Here is a 15,024-nt window from a genome sequence, read left to right on the forward strand (position 1 = left end):
AATCAATTGAAGCTTTAGCAAAATCAACTCTAACTTTAATGGCTAAGTTTTTCAAATATTTCCAATTTACCACAGTAGAACGTAATGGTTTTATATTGTTAAGCTTGCTCGTTCTTTTCGTAAATGTGACATTATTTCTTTTCCGATCTTTTAAATCCGAGGAGCCAATTGAACATCGACTTTATACGTTAGAGGAGAATAACACAAAAATTGAAAACGATAAGGAATCTGAATTTGATTTTTCAAAACCAGATTATTCCAGAAGATCTGCTGCAAGTAGAACTATTCATTATTTCAAATTCAATCCAAATACAATTGGTCCAGAAGAATGGGAGCGCTTAGGACTTTCTGCTAAGCAAATAAAAGTAATTCAGAATTATATATCAAAAGGAGGAAAGTTTTACAAGAAAGAGGATTTGAAAAAAATCTATTCTATTTATGAAAAAGATTATGATAGATTGTATCCGTATATCGTCATTGAGGGTAAAGCTAATGAGTATCCCAAATTTCCTGAAAGGACCATTCCGAAAACTGATAAAATCGCAAATGATAAAGTATTGGTGGTAGAACTGAATTCAACAGATACTACACAATTAAAAAGGTTAAAAGGTATTGGAATAGTTTTGTCTGCGCGTATTATAAAATTTCGCGATGCTTTGGGTGGATTTCACCAGTTAGAACAATTAAAAGAAGTGTATGGCTTGACCGAAGAAACATTTGATTTAATAAAAGGTAATCTTAAATTGTCCAACGCCCAAGTCAGAAAACTCGATGTCAATAATTTAAACGCGGAGGAATTGGCAAAACATCCTTACATATCTAAAAAACAGGCTCAAGTAATAGTAAATTTTAGAAATGAACACGGCCCATTCAGAGATTTTGACAATTTTACACAAAACAAAGCCTTGGATAAAGATTTTTTGCGTAAAATTGAGCCATATTTAGAGTTTAAATAAATGTTAGAACAGAAGTTAAAAGAGGTAATTCGCGACGTACCAGATTTTCCTCAGCCTGGAATCATCTTCAAAGATATTACACCCATTCTTAAAGACGCTCATTTGTGTACAGAAATAGTAGAGGCTTTCGCTGAACAAGTCAAGGATTTAAAAATTGATGTTGTTGCAGGTATAGAAAGTAGAGGTTTTCTATTTGGGCTAATGCTTGCCAACAAATTAAACATTCCTTTTGTTCCGATTCGTAAACAAGGTAAGTTGCCTGCAAAAACGATTTCAGAATCGTATAAATTAGAGTATGGTCAAGCTACTATTGAAATTCACGATGATGCATTTGCAGAGGGAACCCATGTTTTGATTCATGATGATTTATTAGCTACTGGTGGAACTGTTGTAGCCGCTTCAAAATTGATTGAGAAATTAGGGGGGAAAGTTGCTGGATTTTCGTTTGTAATCAATTTAGAATTCTTGAAGGGAGAGGGAAGATTACATCGATTTAGCGAGAATGTAATATCTTTGGTAAAATATTAAAATAAGAAAGGCAATTGTATTTAAAACCATTGCCTTTCTTATTGCATTAAAGATTCCTTAGAAATTCAATTTCGCCGCTTGTGCTATTTTCTTAGGGATATCTGTATTATCCATTTTGGAATTAAATATTTCAGCGCCTACTCCAATCGCAAATACTGGTACGTATGCTGCCGTATGATTTGTAGAAGACCAACCTAAGCTTGCAATTTTATTTAATGCTTTTACGCTAAGTGATGCAATTTTATCATCATTGGCATATAAGCTTTTAGAAGTTTCATTTTCATGATTGATAAAACTTTTTTCATAAGCTTCTTTAATCTCCTTTTCATCTGAACTTGGAACCTTAAGTTTTGTCCATAATCCCGTATTTTCTGCTATTAAATTTTTAACATCTTCCCATGTTGCATTAGAGTTTGTCTCACGTAGTTTTCCAATTAAAGTTGATAGTGTACCTTGTGAAACTTTTTGGTATCCTAATGCTATGGTATTTAGAGTAGATGAACCATTTCCTAAAGAGAGCCCACCTGTTTCATGATCTGCAGTAACAACAATCAGCGTTTCTTTGGGGTGTTTTAAATAAAATTCATAGGCTGCTTTGATAGTTTTATGAAAATCCAATACCTCTTTCAAAGTGGTAGCGCCATCATTAGAATGCGCGGACCAGTCGATTTTACCACCTTCCACCATTAAGAAAAAGCCTTTGTCATTTTTATAGCTTAATTTCTTAATTGCACCACGTGTTATATCTTCTAAAGACATATCGTCTTCTTTTTGATCAATAGCAAATTTTAACGCGTCCTTGGCTTCAGACTCTTTATTCAACCAAACAATATTTTTCCCTTCATAGATATCTTTTGATAAAGCATCTTTACCTCGTACAATTTTATACCCTTGTTTTTCAAGTTGAGTATGAATATCAGTGACTTCATTTTTATCATGAGTTGTGGTTGGTTTTAAGAAACCTGCTCCAGCAAATAGGTCAAACCCAGACTTTGGTATTTCTGAGGCGATTTCATAATAATTGTTTCTGCTGGGCTGATGGGCATAAAAAGCAGCTGGCGTAGCATGATCCACACTAACACTTGTTGTAATTCCAACTTTAAGCCCTTTTTCTTTTGCCGCAAATGCAATACTTTTATAAGGCGTCGTGCCAAGACTGTCCGTACCAATATTTCCATTTCTAGTCTTTCTTCCTACTGCCAAAGCAGTACCACCTGCGCCAGAGTCTGTCACGCCATGAGTAAGGGAGTTAGAGGATGCAAATCCCACATGAGGAAATTGTGTAAGAACTAAAGGTTGGTAGCCTATGCGACCTTGAGTTTCAGCTGTATAAATTTCAGCCAAATTCACATGATTAAGGCCCATTCCATCACCTATAAGATAAAAAATGTACTTAGGCTGAGCAAAACCAGATGCAATAACAAATAAAAAGAGAAAGATAGAGGCAAATGTAGATTTGTAGTTCATAACTAAATAATTGAATTGTATAAACCAAATATAAGCGATGTAATATTAATAAGAAGTTAAGTAACAGAAATATTAAAAACAAACAAATGCTCAGTTAACTTGTTGTTTACTCTGTTAACTATTTAAATCGAAATGGAAAGTAATTTATTGAGTAATGTTAAGTCATACTTCACATCTGAAGTAATTAACAAACTAAGTGCAAACTTAGGTGAATCGCCGGAAAAAGTCGAAAAGGGTGTTGAATTGACCGTTCCCTCTTTACTTTTAGGATTACAAGGTAAAGGAGGAGATGGATTAACTAGTATTTTAACATCAGCTAAACATCTGTTTAGTTCTTTCGATGTTAATAATTTATTTGGAAACTATTTTGGAACACCTTCTGGTACGGATAACTCTAAGTTTGAAACACAAAATCTTTTGTCCTCTATATTTGGAGATCGATTGACTACGGTTGTAGAATCCATAGCATCTTATATTGGATTGCGAAGTGAGTCTGTAAGCGGTTTATTAGGAGCCAGCCTCCCTGCGGTTATCTCGGGATTAACACATAAAGGGTCGGACTGGAATGCTAGTTCTATAGGCAGTCTTCTTAATGCAAATAAATCCGCATTTGCAGCTGCATTACCTACAGGATTAGGATTAGGTGCATTTGGATCTTTATTTGCGCAAGCAGATAAACCTACGGAGATTCCAAAAGATACAGATAAGTCAGACGAAACAGTTCTTGCAGAACCAATACCTAGGGAACCGGTGAATCTTCCTCCTCGCCAACCCGATGTGGTGCATACACCCGAACGAATTGAAGAAGAGAAAAAAGGCGCAGGATATTGGTGGCTATTAATTCCCATAATTATAATTGCATTGTGGTTGCTTTTTGGAAAAAGCTGTGATGGTGATACACGAGAGACTATTTTAAGAGATTCTATCGATAATGTGGATACTACTTCAGCTATTAATGAGCCTCTTGCTCAGGAAGGTCGTACGTATGTAGATGTTAAACTTCCTGATGGAGCTTCGTTGAAAGCATATCCAGCTGGAATAGAAGAGAATTTAATTGCTTTCCTACAGTCAGGCTATAAGTCGTTGTCAGAGGATGAGCTAAAAGAAAAATGGTTTGATTTTGATAATTTAAATTTTGAAACTGGATCCGCGAATGTTCTACCAGAAAGCCAACAACAATTAGAAAATCTTGCGGCTATTTTACGTTTATTTCCTGACGCAAAAATAAAAATAGGAGGCTATACGGATAAGACTGGTGATGAAGAGGTCAATGAAAGAATCTCCGAAGAAAGAGCGGAAGCCGTAAAAACGTTTTTGGAAAGTAAAGGTTTGGGTAGTCAAGTAGATGATGCTGAAGGTTACGGTTCGGAATTTGCATCTGTCCCAGCTAGTGCATCAGATGCCGAAAGAGCTAAAGATAGAAGAGTAGCGGTAAGCGTTCGAAAATAAAATAGTATAATTTTTACTACTTTTGAGGCATATCATCAAAAATGATATGCCTTTTTTATATGATGGATTTTGAAGTAAGTAAACAGTTAGAAAATGATTTTGAGAAGTATATGTTTAAATTCTATGCTAAATTTAAGCGATTCTCTATAGAAGATTTTGGTGCTTTTGCAGCTACACTAATTAATTACAATGTTCAAAACCATTTAATAGATGCAAAGACAAAGCAAGAATATGCTTATTTTCTAACTTCATTGTACAACAAAGGAATTGGTAACAGAATTACTGAAGAACATCTTCAATTTATTTCCCAAGCAATAGCTTCAGATTCTTCAGTGGATTTTAATATTGTACAAGAGATATTTAGTTAATTATTCTTGAATTGTCCAAACTAATTCTTCTACAGCATAACCTGCTGTTCTAGCATATTCTAAATATTTAGCTTGCAGTTCAGGTGTAATCGTTTTAGTGCGAGAAAGAATCCACATATAATCTAGATTTTCCCCGAAAACCAATGCGTATTCGTAATTTCCCCCAATATGCATAATATTATAACCTGAATAAAATGGACCGAAAAAAGATACTTTCAAAGCACCTTCGTTAGGTTCCCCTAAAAATTTAGCTTTTCCAACACTTTGTTTAAGTTTATTATCCTTTATCTTCACTCCTGAATTAATCACTTTAATGCTTCCATCTTCGTTCAAAGAATAGTTAGCCTTCACATTTTTCAAACCTTTTTCCCAAAAGAAATCTAAACGAGCAATTTCATACCATTCTCCCAGATATTTTTCCAATTCAAAATCTTTAATAACTGGTAGAGTTGATTTTACGGGTTTCCAAATGTTGTATATAACTGTGCCGGCGGCGGCTGCTGTAAGTAATAGCAATGATTTTTTCTTGTCCATGAATTTGTAAGCTTTTAAGTTTAACAAAATAGTGACTGCAAAAGTTTAACCATTTTTATAATTTTGTAAAAATTTTAAGTTTTGTATTCAAAAGAAGAAGCTAAGCGTTTAAAAGAAAATTTCTGGACTACCTTTGGTCAATATATGTCAGCAGTGCCCTCAGCTGATGGCGATAAGGTGAACTGGGTGAATTACAAAACTGGAGTTAAAGATCTATACTTTCGTATGGATGCTACCAATAAATCAGCGCATATCTTTATTGAAATCACACATCCTGATTCTAGCATACGACAACTTATATTCGATCAATTTAAAGAATTGAGCCATATATTACACGATACGCTTCAAGAGGAATGGGAGTGGGACGAAGTGTATTATGATGAAAGCGGAAAGCAAACGGCACGAATTTCAACTTCCTACAATCAGAAAATATCTATTTTTAATAAAGATCAATGGCCAGATTTGATTAGTTTTTTCAAACCGCGTCTTATAGCATTGGACGAGTTTTGGTCCATGGCAAAATATTCATTCGAAATTTTTAAATAATAATCATATGAAAAACAAAATAAATGCAGTTTTACTCGTAGCAGCAAGTTTGATTTTCGGTCAAATTGAAAAAGCAAGCGCATGGGGTATGACTGGTCACCGTGTTATTTCTGAAATTGCGGAAAAGCATTTAACAAAAAAAGCTAAAAAGAATATTCAAAAAATAATAGGTAATCAAAAGATTGCATATTGGTCTAACTGGGGAGATTTTATTAAGTCAGATCCAGATCCCGCTTTGAATACGACAGGTTCATGGCATTTTGTTAATACACCAGGTAATTTGACTTTCGAACAATTCAACCAAGAATTGCAAAATTCACCAGAAAACAACTTATACAAGTCTTATTTACGTGTAAAAGCTGAAGCTAAAAATGCTAGAGAATTACCATTGAAACAACAACAGCATAATTTCTACTATATCATTCACTTATTCGCGGACGCACATCAGCCAATGCATGTTGGTAGAGCAGAAGACTTAGGCGGTAATAAGATTGAAGTGATGTTTTTTGGTAGAAAAACTAATATTCACCGCGTTTGGGATTCGGATTTAGTAGATAATGAAAAATACAGCTTTACAGAGTATGCTTCGGTATTGGATGTTTATGCTAAAGATTACTACAAAAAATACGATGTATCTTTTGAGCAAGCCTTATTCGAAACCCACGAATTATCTAATAAAATCTATGCTGACGTAGAGAATAATGCAAACTTAAGCTATAAATACATATACGATTTCAAATATCCGATGGAAGAAGCTTTGTTGAAAGCAGGTATTCGTCTTGCTAAAGAATTAAATGAAATTTACGGATAATATAGCTCGATTCTTTATTGGAATTAGTAAAAAATAGCTTTCCGAATATTAATATCTAAATTGTAACTTTGCACTATGTCTGAAAAAATTATTATCCTTGATTTTGGTTCGCAATACACGCAGTTGATTGCACGTCGTGTGAGAGAACTGAATGTTTATTGTGAGATTCATCCTTTTAATAATGTTCCTGATTTTGATGATAACGTAAAAGGCGTTATTTTCTCTGGAAGTCCTTACTCCGTACGTCAAGAGGATGCTCCTCAAATTGACTATAAATCTATTCAATCACGTTTCCCTTTATTAGGTGTTTGTTATGGTGCACAATATTTAGCACAGCAATCGGGCGGCGAAGTTTTGCCATCTGAAATTCGTGAGTATGGTAGAGCAAACTTACAGTTTGTCGATGATTCTAATGAATTGTTGAAAGGTATTCCAGCACAATCACAAGTTTGGATGTCTCATGGAGACACTATTAAAGAAGTTCCTGCCACTTTCAAGGTAATAGCAAGTACAGACAAAGTACGTGTAGCAGCTTACCACGTAGAAGGTACTAAAACTTATGGTATTCAATTTCACCCAGAAGTAACTCATAGTACAGATGGTCAGATATTAATCAAAAATTTCGTAGTAAATATATGTGGTTGTTCGCAAGATTGGACTTCTGAATCATTTGTAGAGACAACTGTAGCAGAACTTAAAGAGCAATTAGGTAATGATCATGTTATCATGGCATTATCTGGTGGTGTGGATTCAACAGTTGCTGCTGTATTATTACATCATGCAATAGGTGAGAGATTACACTGTTTCTTTGTAGATCACGGTTTGTTGCGTAAGAATGAATACGAACAGGTATTGGATTCTTACAAAAATATGGGCTTAAACATCAAAGGTGTGAATGCTAAAGAATTATTCTATAGCAAACTTGAGGGTGTTAAAGAACCAGAAGCTAAACGTAAAATTATTGGTGCTGCTTTCATCGATGTATTCGATCAGGCATCAAAAGATATTCAAAAAGAATTACCAGAAGGTGCTGAAGCGAAATGGTTAGGTCAAGGTACTATCTATCCTGATATTATTGAATCCATCTCTGTCAAAGGTCCTTCTGCTACAATCAAATCTCATCACAACGTAGGAGGTTTACCAGACTACATGAAATTGAAGGTAATAGAGCCTTTAAAGACCTTGTTTAAAGATGAAGTTCGTCGTGTAGGTAAAACTTTGGAAGTAGATCCTAATATCTTAAATAGACATCCATTCCCAGGTCCAGGTCTAGGAATTCGTATTTTAGGTGATATCACAGAAGAAAAGGTACGAATTTTGCAAGATGCTGATGATATTTATATCCGTAATCTGAAGGAATCAGGTTGGTACGATAAAGTATGGCAAGCAGGAACAATCTTTTTACCTGTACAATCAGTTGGTGTAATGGGCGATGAACGTACTTACGAACACGTAGTAGCGTTGAGAGCTGTAGGATCATTGGACGGAATGACAGCAGATTGGATTCACTTACCATATGAGTTATTAGCTAAGATTTCGAATGAAATAATAAATCATGTTAAAGGAATAAACAGAGTTGTATATGACATCAGTTCAAAACCACCAGCAACAATTGAGTGGGAATAAGAAATTGAGAAAATCTTATTTTATATATGCTGTTTCTTTACTTTTAGGAGTGTCCGCGTGTGCTCCTAAAAGTACTGTATTGCGTGCGCCTTCTAATACAGGTCAGGTAAGTAGTGCGGATACTAATGCAGCTAAAGTTGCGGAAGAGAAAGCTGCAGCAGAAGAAAAAGCAGCTTCCGAGAAAGAAAAGAAAATTGCAGCTGAAAGAAGCATCGCTTTATTGTTGCCTTTTCAGCTTGATAATATCAATGCTCTAGGCGTTCAAGAGAATGATGTAAAAAGATCTGCTTTAGCCTTAGATTTCTATCAAGGTTTTCAATTGGGGCTTCAAGAAATCTCTAAAAACTCTAAGCCTTATAAATTAAAAGTTATTGATTCAAAGGATAATGCTTATTTCAATTCAACTTTAGCTACATCTGAAGAAATTGAACAATCGGGTATTATTGTTGGCCCTGTTTATCCAATAGAAATCAAAGCTTTTGGTAATAATTTAATAAATAAGGACAAGCTAATTATCAATCCTTTGGCGGCATCACCCGCTTCCGAGTTTGGGTTGCAAAATCTGGTGACCATCACACCATCGATAAAATCACATACCAATGGAATAGCCAAACGCGTGGCAAATGATTTTATGACGGGCGATATTATTATTATTTACAACACACCAGACAATGATAGCAGACAATTTTTGAACGGTATGTTGTCTGCAATTAAAGAGCAAAAGCCGAATGTAAATATTATTTCTGTTTCTACATTAGCGCAGCTGAATGAGAAACTTTCACAAACAGGCTCTAATTTGGTGGTAAGTGGTACTACGGACAAAACGCAGTTGAATAATTTAATCAGTAATCTTTCTAGAAAAAATGCTGAATCTTTTTATTCAATTAAGTTGTACGGTCATCCGCTTTGGGATCGTTTTGATTTCAGTAATCACAGCAATTTCTATAGTTTGCATCCTATTATTACGACAGAAAGTAATTTTAAAGCGTGGACGAATACAGCGCGTAACTTTAGAGAATCTTACAGACAAAAATTTGGTGTATTGCCATCTGATCAATCATATAAAGGATATGATGTCGCAGTCTACTTCGGTAAACTTATTGACAGATATGGTGTAAACAATTTGAAGTCAAAATTAACTGGAGAATCTTATAACGGATTGTTCAATACGTATAAATTCGAATATCACGACAATTGGGGATTTACCAACGAAGCTGTAAACTATAAAGAATACATGCACGGTACATTCCAATTACAATAAATTCTATGGCAATAAATGAAAAACGTGTAGCTCAACATTTTCGCAATTTCGAAAGAGCACTGAGTGGATATAACTACAACGAGCCCTTATCTCGATATCTGACACGATTTTTTAAAGAAAATAAACAAATGGGGTCATCTGATAGAAAGATGACCTCTCGTTTTATTTACAATTATTTTCGTCTTGGAAATGCATTAAAAGATGCTAATCTTTTAGATAAATTATGCTTTGCAGAATATGTTTGCGAAGTAGAGTCTTCGTTATTGGCATTACATTATCCAGGCTTGGCTGAATTCAGTTCAGAATCCCTGGAATATAAATTAAACCATCTTCAATCTAAAATCAATTTGGATTGGAAAGAAGTTTTTCCGCTGTTAGACCATTTATCAGAAAGTGTAGAAAAAGAAAGTTTTGTGAGGAGTCATTTTGTACAGCCTGATTTATTTATTCGAATTAAGCGCGGAAATGAACTCTTAGTTTCTTCTTCTTTGAAAGAAAAAGGGATAGCTTTCAAAGAGCTTAATCCTAATACATTAGCTCTTCCCAATGGATTTCGTTTGCAAGATTTTCCGAAGTTGGAAGGAAAACATGAAGTTCAAGATTTGTCTTCACAAAAAACTATATCTTTCATGGAAGCCTCTTCTGCTGAAAAATGGTGGGATGCCTGCGCTGCATCAGGAGGTAAAGCGTTGATGTTTTTAGATAAATACCCTAAAGTAGACCTTTTGGTATCTGATATTAGACTCTCCATTTTAAGAAATCTAAATGATCGTTTTGATAAAGCTAAACTCGCTTCACCGAAACGTCAAAAAGTATTAGACTTAACATTAGATACTACAACTATATTAGGTAAAGAGGAATTTGACGGAATTATTTTAGATGTACCTTGTTCTGGTTCAGGGACCTGGGGGCGTACTCCCGAAATGATTCAGCAATTTTCTAAACAAAAACTGCAAGAATTTTCTGATTTACAAAAGAAAATAGCTTCTAATGTGGTAAAACATCTGAAAATAGGCAAGCCATTAATTTATATGACTTGCTCCGTTTATGCAGATGAAAATGAACAAGTCGTGAACTATTTAATCGATCAATTTGGTTTCAAAATTGAAAAAATGGAATTGATAAAAGGATATGAAAATAAAGCCGATAGTATGTTTGCTGCACGCTTAATTCGTATGCGTTAACTGCAATTGATCGGAACTACTAGTACTGGGACATTAGCTTTTCGGATTACAGACTCTGAAACACTACCCGATATAAAGTGATCGAAACCTGATCTGCCATTAGTTCCCATGACAATAAGGTCAGCAGACCATTCGCTTGCTAAAAGAAGTATTTCCTCTTTTATATTCCCAATGCGAGTGTAAGTAAATACTTCAGCAATAGATTGGAATTCATTAGCCACTTTAGCAACGTACTGTTCCGCTGTATTTTGTTGAATCTCGGTAATTTCTGGCACTAATATAGGTTGCTGTCCCAATAGCGGGTCAGCACCGTATGTGGAAGGACTAGTTGGGGGTATAACGGTAAGAAGAGCAATAGAAACTTCTTCATTAGCAATCAAATCTTTTGTGTAATTAACAATTTTATCTGTACAAGGTGATTCATCAACTGCCAACAATATTCGACGAAATTTTTTCATATCTGTAATATTTAATTGATTTAAAAGTATCTTCGTAGTATCAAAACAATTGAAAACGTCTTAATGTTTTAAACAATAAACGCACATGAGTATTTACGCATGCAACCTCAGTATAGTGCCATTAAGAGCTGAATCTTCGCATCGAAGTGAAATAGTTAGTCAGGTATTATTTGGAGAGAATTTTGAAATACTAGAAGAGGGAATAGACTTTATACGCATTCGGCTTTTGGAATCAAAATATGAAGGATGGATTCAAAAGCATCAATTTGCACCAGTAATATTAGCTGGAGTCAATAAAAATGTGATTGTAGACATCTATGGAGCTAAAGCAACAAGCGATTCCAGAACAGTAAATCTACTGCATGGAACGGCAATTACCGGCAATACCCTTAATATTGGTGAAGAACATTATACTATTGTAGGTGCATTGCGCGAAACTACCTTAGCTGATTTTGAAACGGAATTTCCAAAACTTATTCAGTACTACGTAAATACACCTTATATGTGGGGTGGAAGATCTATTTTCGGAATTGATTGTTCAGGATTTAGTCAGGTTGTTTATAGACATTTTGGAGTATCGTTGCTTCGGGATGCTTATCAGCAAGCTGAAAGCGGAATAACAGTTGATTTTTTGACAGAAATTAAGGCTGGAGATTTAGCATTCTTTGATAATGAAGCTGGTAAAATAACTCATGTCGGTGTTATGATTGACAGCGAAACTATTATTCATGCTTCAGGACGTCTCAGAATTGACAAAATGGATAGCCAAGGTATATTCAATGCTGAATTGAATCGTTATACACACAACCTACGCATTGTCAAACGTTACTTTTAAATTTATATTTCCATGACTTTACAAGCGAATAACTATTATATACTAGCAAGTTCACAATTATTTCCTTTCAGCGCAGCTGTAAATCCTTCAACTGAAGAATCGGATGTTATTAAAATCGCGAAAGAGGCGTATGACTTTGTCTTAAACAAACAATATACCGAGGCTTTACAAAGCTATAGCAAAGCTATTTCCTTATTCCCAGAACAACCTTTCTTCTACGCTTGTCGTTCTATTTTACATCGATTCAATGGCGATGACGAAAGTTCTTTTTACGATTATCAAGTCGCTAAAAGAATGGACTTCAATTATCATCATTATTTAGAATGGTTAGAAAACCAAGGTGAGATGTTGGAATCAGAAGAACTTTTGGAGATTACAGAAAGTTTGGTAGTACAGCCTGATAATGCCCAACTACTTATTAATCGGGCTATGCTACAGGTGCAACATTTTAATTATGCCGAAGCAATAAGCGATTATTCTAAAGGGTTTGTTTTGAATAATGATACGACGATTCTAATATCACGAGCAGCTATATATATGTATGTGTTGCAGTATGATAAAGCACTATCAGATTTGAATTTAGTTTTGGAGACGAACCCCTCATTAGATGCTTATTTATATCGTGCAAAATTATATGCTGCTATTAAGGAATATGATGCGGCCTTAAAAGATTTTGATGCAGCGTTGCAAGTGGATAATCAAAATACAGCAATTTATGAAGAGCGAGCTCAATTGTTCGAACAATTGGAACAGTTTGATAAAGCTATAGTGGATTATTCGCAAATTATTTCACAAAATGCAGATGACTTTTATGCCTATGTTTTGCGTGCCGATATTTACGAAAAAACAGAAAATTGGGAAGAAGCCATAGCTGATTACACTTCTGCTATTCAATTAAATCCTTATTATTCAGATTTGTACCAATATCGTGGGACATTGCTCGAAAAAGTTGGGGATAGAGCAGGAGCGGAGGCAGACTTCGCTAAATTTGAAGAATTAGAGGAGGAAGATTAGTAATTTAAACTATTGGTTATCCATGCTGTCTAATCGAAAACAAATCTGTAAATGAAACAAACTTATTTAAAAAAAGCGTTTAAGTTATTCAGTGCTTACAAAGCACATCAATTGACTTCAGACGATTTGAACAAGGCAGACGCTAAAGCTCTGCACTTAAATGATAAGATGAATGATTTCAAGGTTTTGGTCAATATGGCCAAAGATATCATGGCTGGTAAATATAAAGTCAATGCTTGGAATGCTTCTATTATCGTCGCAACCATTATTTATGTGGTTTCACCAATAGACGCGATTCCAGATATTATACCTGTATTAGGCTGGTTGGATGATGTGACAATTGTCGGATATGCGTTGAGCAAATTATCTGAGGAGCTCAAACGCTACAAAATCGAGACAGCAAGTATTTAATAATAAAACTTAAAATTTAGAGCCGTATATTACACTATACGGCTTTTTCTTTTATTTTTACAGTATGTCAAAGTCAAATGCCTACCTTAAGAAAATAAAAGATCTAGCTGCTAAAAATCTAGCTGAAGGTGAACTGTTTTTAAATCAGAATGCGGAAAAAGAAACCGTAATTAGTTTGCCATCAGGACTGCAATATGAAATTTTACAAGAAGGCACTGGAAAAATTCCAACCAAAAAAGATAAAGTACTATGTCATTACAAAGGTCAATTGCTGAATGGTGAAGTATTTGATAGTTCTTACAAAAGAAAACGTCCAGAATCTTTTTTTGTACATGAACTTATTAAAGGATGGCAAGAAGCTTTGACTTTAATGCCCGTTGGAAGTAAATGGAAATTATTTATACCTGCTCATTTAGCATATGGTTTTGAGGCTTTGACTCCTACAAGTGGAGGAAATTGTACACTTATATTCGAAATGGAGTTAATTTCTATTCTTTAGTATGAGAAGAATTATAGCTACCGCAATGAGTTTAGTACTGTTTAGCATGCTGTTCGGACAAACATCATTGAATGAAAGTCCTGGAGGAATTCTATCCATTAAGAAAGGCCAAGAATTCAGGACAATAGCACAAGGCTATGCTCATCTTGAAAAAAATATTCTTATTACGAACGAAACTCGATTTCGAATGGCTTCTGTCAGCAAGCAATTCACGGCAATGGCCGTGTATCTTTTGATTCAAGATGAAAAATTAAACTTTGATACTCCAATTAGAAATATTTTTCCAGAACTTCCAGTCTCCTGTAAAAAGATTCAAATACAACATTTACTAAACCATACCTCGGGGTTGGTCGATTATGAAAATGTAATCCCTACTTCGCAAAAGATGCAATTATCTGATGCAGATGTGTTAAAATTGATTCAAAATTTGGATACGGTATATTTTGAGCCTGGAACTCAATTTCAATATAGTAATACGGCATATTGTCTATTATCTCTAGTCGTTGAAAGAGTCAGCAAACAACCTTTTGAAGACTTTTGTCGAACACGAATTTTTCACTATTTAGGAATGCAAGATGCTCAAATATCTGCTTCACATGGTTTCGAACGAAGAGCATTTGGATATCATCCTAAAGATTCTGTTTTTCAATTTGCGGACCAAAGCATTACTTCTGCAACGCGTGGGGATGGAGGCGTATACATTTCTGCAGATGATTTTGGGAAATGGCTTGGTAAGAAAAATCCGCTTTTGAGTGCAAGGTTCTTTAAGGACTTAGAAACATACAAAGTTCCAGTAAAAGATGAGGTATATTATAGTTTAGGGTTTTTCTTTACCAAATCTGAAGATGGAAATTTAACTTTATTTCATTCTGGTGAAAGTATTGGCTTTCATAATATTATGCTTTTTCAACCGCAGCATGATTTAATTATAGCTTTATTTACAAATCGTGATGATAAGTATATTGTGAAAGTATGGGAAATAGCAATGAAGGACGAGAATATAATAATCCCAAATATTAAGGAGTCTTTATTTTTATGGTTGAATAAAGTGTATAATGGAGATATATAAAAGGAAGC

At 34.7% G+C, this 15,024-nt stretch carries 17 protein-coding genes; 14 read left to right on the forward strand and 3 right to left on the reverse strand.

What is annotated here, in order from left to right:
* Positions 1–38: 38 nt before the first annotated feature.
* Together G5B32_RS00710 and G5B32_RS00715 are read left to right on the forward strand one after the other, a co-directional pair.
* Positions 39–956, forward strand: a complete 918-nt coding sequence (locus tag G5B32_RS00710) for a ComEA family DNA-binding protein (RefSeq protein WP_165289618.1) — start codon at positions 39–41, stop codon at positions 954–956.
* Positions 957–1,484, forward strand: a complete 528-nt coding sequence (locus G5B32_RS00715; protein ID WP_165289619.1) for an adenine phosphoribosyltransferase — start codon at positions 957–959, stop codon at positions 1,482–1,484.
* Between the two features lie 57 nt (positions 1,485–1,541).
* Here G5B32_RS00715 and G5B32_RS00720 read toward each other — a convergent pair whose 3' ends face one another.
* Complete coding sequence (locus G5B32_RS00720) at positions 1,542–2,951, reverse strand: alkaline phosphatase (RefSeq protein WP_165289620.1); 1,410 nt, start codon at positions 2,949–2,951, stop codon at positions 1,542–1,544.
* Between the two features lie 132 nt (positions 2,952–3,083).
* Between G5B32_RS00720 and G5B32_RS00725 the strand changes: the two genes are divergently transcribed.
* Complete coding sequence (locus G5B32_RS00725; protein WP_165289621.1) at positions 3,084–4,400, forward strand: OmpA family protein; 1,317 nt, start codon at positions 3,084–3,086, stop codon at positions 4,398–4,400.
* A gap of 59 nt (positions 4,401–4,459) precedes the next feature.
* Complete coding sequence (locus G5B32_RS00730; protein WP_165289622.1) at positions 4,460–4,768, forward strand: hypothetical protein; 309 nt, start codon at positions 4,460–4,462, stop codon at positions 4,766–4,768.
* Here the strand turns inward: G5B32_RS00730 and G5B32_RS00735 are convergent, their stop codons facing one another.
* A complete protein-coding gene (locus tag G5B32_RS00735) occupies positions 4,769–5,302 on the reverse strand; it encodes a lipocalin family protein (protein ID WP_165289623.1) in 534 nt (177 codons plus the stop codon).
* Between the two features lie 81 nt (positions 5,303–5,383).
* Between G5B32_RS00735 and G5B32_RS00740 the strand changes: the two genes are divergently transcribed.
* The 5 genes from G5B32_RS00740 to G5B32_RS00760 all read left to right on the forward strand — a co-directional run bounded on the left by G5B32_RS00740 (position 5,384) and on the right by G5B32_RS00760 (position 10,730).
* On the forward strand, positions 5,384–5,848 hold the full coding sequence (locus G5B32_RS00740; protein WP_165289624.1) for a DUF4268 domain-containing protein: 465 nt from the start codon (positions 5,384–5,386) through the stop codon (positions 5,846–5,848).
* Between the two features lie 7 nt (positions 5,849–5,855).
* The gene (locus tag G5B32_RS00745) at positions 5,856–6,659 is read left to right on the forward strand and encodes a S1/P1 nuclease (RefSeq protein WP_165289625.1); all 804 of its coding nucleotides are present in this window, start codon (positions 5,856–5,858) and stop codon (positions 6,657–6,659) included.
* A 75-nt stretch (positions 6,660–6,734) separates the two neighbouring features.
* Positions 6,735–8,285, forward strand: coding sequence for a glutamine-hydrolyzing GMP synthase (guaA, locus tag G5B32_RS00750; protein ID WP_165289626.1), 1,551 nt, complete (start codon positions 6,735–6,737; stop codon positions 8,283–8,285).
* Positions 8,242–9,546, forward strand: a complete 1,305-nt coding sequence (locus tag G5B32_RS00755; protein WP_165289627.1) for an ABC transporter substrate-binding protein — start codon at positions 8,242–8,244, stop codon at positions 9,544–9,546. The genes guaA and G5B32_RS00755 overlap by 44 nt, the downstream gene beginning before the upstream one ends.
* Positions 9,547–9,551: 5 nt before the next feature.
* Positions 9,552–10,730 carry an RsmB/NOP family class I SAM-dependent RNA methyltransferase gene (locus tag G5B32_RS00760; protein ID WP_165289628.1) on the forward strand — a complete coding sequence of 393 codons (1,179 nt, stop codon included), beginning with the start codon at positions 9,552–9,554 and terminating at the stop codon, positions 10,728–10,730.
* Here G5B32_RS00760 and G5B32_RS00765 read toward each other — a convergent pair.
* On the reverse strand, positions 10,727–11,188 hold the full coding sequence (locus G5B32_RS00765; protein WP_165289629.1) for a universal stress protein: 462 nt from the start codon (positions 11,186–11,188) through the stop codon (positions 10,727–10,729). The genes G5B32_RS00760 and G5B32_RS00765 overlap by 4 nt on opposite strands.
* Positions 11,189–11,273: 85 nt before the next feature.
* Here G5B32_RS00765 and G5B32_RS00770 point away from each other — a divergent pair, with 85 nt between their 5' ends.
* From G5B32_RS00770 to G5B32_RS00790, 5 genes are all read left to right on the forward strand, one after another.
* A complete protein-coding gene (locus tag G5B32_RS00770; protein WP_165289630.1) occupies positions 11,274–12,023 on the forward strand; it encodes a C40 family peptidase in 750 nt (249 codons plus the stop codon).
* A gap of 12 nt (positions 12,024–12,035) precedes the next feature.
* Positions 12,036–13,037 carry a tetratricopeptide repeat protein gene (locus G5B32_RS00775; RefSeq protein ID WP_165289631.1) on the forward strand — a complete coding sequence of 334 codons (1,002 nt, stop codon included), beginning with the start codon at positions 12,036–12,038 and terminating at the stop codon, positions 13,035–13,037.
* A gap of 51 nt (positions 13,038–13,088) precedes the next feature.
* On the forward strand, positions 13,089–13,448 hold the full coding sequence (locus tag G5B32_RS00780) for a YkvA family protein (protein ID WP_165289632.1): 360 nt from the start codon (positions 13,089–13,091) through the stop codon (positions 13,446–13,448).
* A 64-nt stretch (positions 13,449–13,512) separates the two neighbouring features.
* Entirely contained in the window at positions 13,513–13,947 is a 435-nt protein-coding gene (locus tag G5B32_RS00785) for an FKBP-type peptidyl-prolyl cis-trans isomerase (protein WP_165289633.1), read from the forward strand.
* 1 nt (position 13,948) lies between these two features.
* Complete coding sequence (locus G5B32_RS00790) at positions 13,949–15,016, forward strand: serine hydrolase domain-containing protein (protein ID WP_165289634.1); 1,068 nt, start codon at positions 13,949–13,951, stop codon at positions 15,014–15,016.
* Positions 15,017–15,024: the final 8 nt, after the last annotated feature.

This window comes from Sphingobacterium sp. SGL-16, from assembly GCF_011043515.1.
Lineage (GTDB): Bacteria > Bacteroidota > Bacteroidia > Sphingobacteriales > Sphingobacteriaceae > Sphingobacterium > Sphingobacterium litopenaei.

Coding starts and splice junctions, on each gene's coding strand:
- G5B32_RS00710 (WP_165289618.1), top strand. CDS start 39: ATGGCTAAGTTTTTCAAATATTTCCAATTTACCACAGTAGAACGTAAT.
- G5B32_RS00715 (WP_165289619.1), top strand. CDS start 957: ATGTTAGAACAGAAGTTAAAAGAGGTAATTCGCGACGTACCAGATTTT.
- G5B32_RS00720 (WP_165289620.1), bottom strand. CDS start 2,951: ATGAACTACAAATCTACATTTGCCTCTATCTTTCTCTTTTTATTTGTT.
- G5B32_RS00725 (WP_165289621.1), top strand. CDS start 3,084: ATGGAAAGTAATTTATTGAGTAATGTTAAGTCATACTTCACATCTGAA.
- G5B32_RS00730 (WP_165289622.1), top strand. CDS start 4,460: ATGATGGATTTTGAAGTAAGTAAACAGTTAGAAAATGATTTTGAGAAG.
- G5B32_RS00735 (WP_165289623.1), bottom strand. CDS start 5,302: ATGGACAAGAAAAAATCATTGCTATTACTTACAGCAGCCGCCGCCGGC.
- G5B32_RS00745 (WP_165289625.1), top strand. CDS start 5,856: ATGAAAAACAAAATAAATGCAGTTTTACTCGTAGCAGCAAGTTTGATT.
- guaA (WP_165289626.1), top strand. CDS start 6,735: ATGTCTGAAAAAATTATTATCCTTGATTTTGGTTCGCAATACACGCAG.
- G5B32_RS00755 (WP_165289627.1), top strand. CDS start 8,242: ATGACATCAGTTCAAAACCACCAGCAACAATTGAGTGGGAATAAGAAA.
- G5B32_RS00760 (WP_165289628.1), top strand. CDS start 9,552: ATGGCAATAAATGAAAAACGTGTAGCTCAACATTTTCGCAATTTCGAA.
- G5B32_RS00765 (WP_165289629.1), bottom strand. CDS start 11,188: ATGAAAAAATTTCGTCGAATATTGTTGGCAGTTGATGAATCACCTTGT.
- G5B32_RS00770 (WP_165289630.1), top strand. CDS start 11,274: ATGAGTATTTACGCATGCAACCTCAGTATAGTGCCATTAAGAGCTGAA.
- G5B32_RS00775 (WP_165289631.1), top strand. CDS start 12,036: ATGACTTTACAAGCGAATAACTATTATATACTAGCAAGTTCACAATTA.
- G5B32_RS00780 (WP_165289632.1), top strand. CDS start 13,089: ATGAAACAAACTTATTTAAAAAAAGCGTTTAAGTTATTCAGTGCTTAC.
- G5B32_RS00785 (WP_165289633.1), top strand. CDS start 13,513: ATGTCAAAGTCAAATGCCTACCTTAAGAAAATAAAAGATCTAGCTGCT.
- G5B32_RS00790 (WP_165289634.1), top strand. CDS start 13,949: ATGAGAAGAATTATAGCTACCGCAATGAGTTTAGTACTGTTTAGCATG.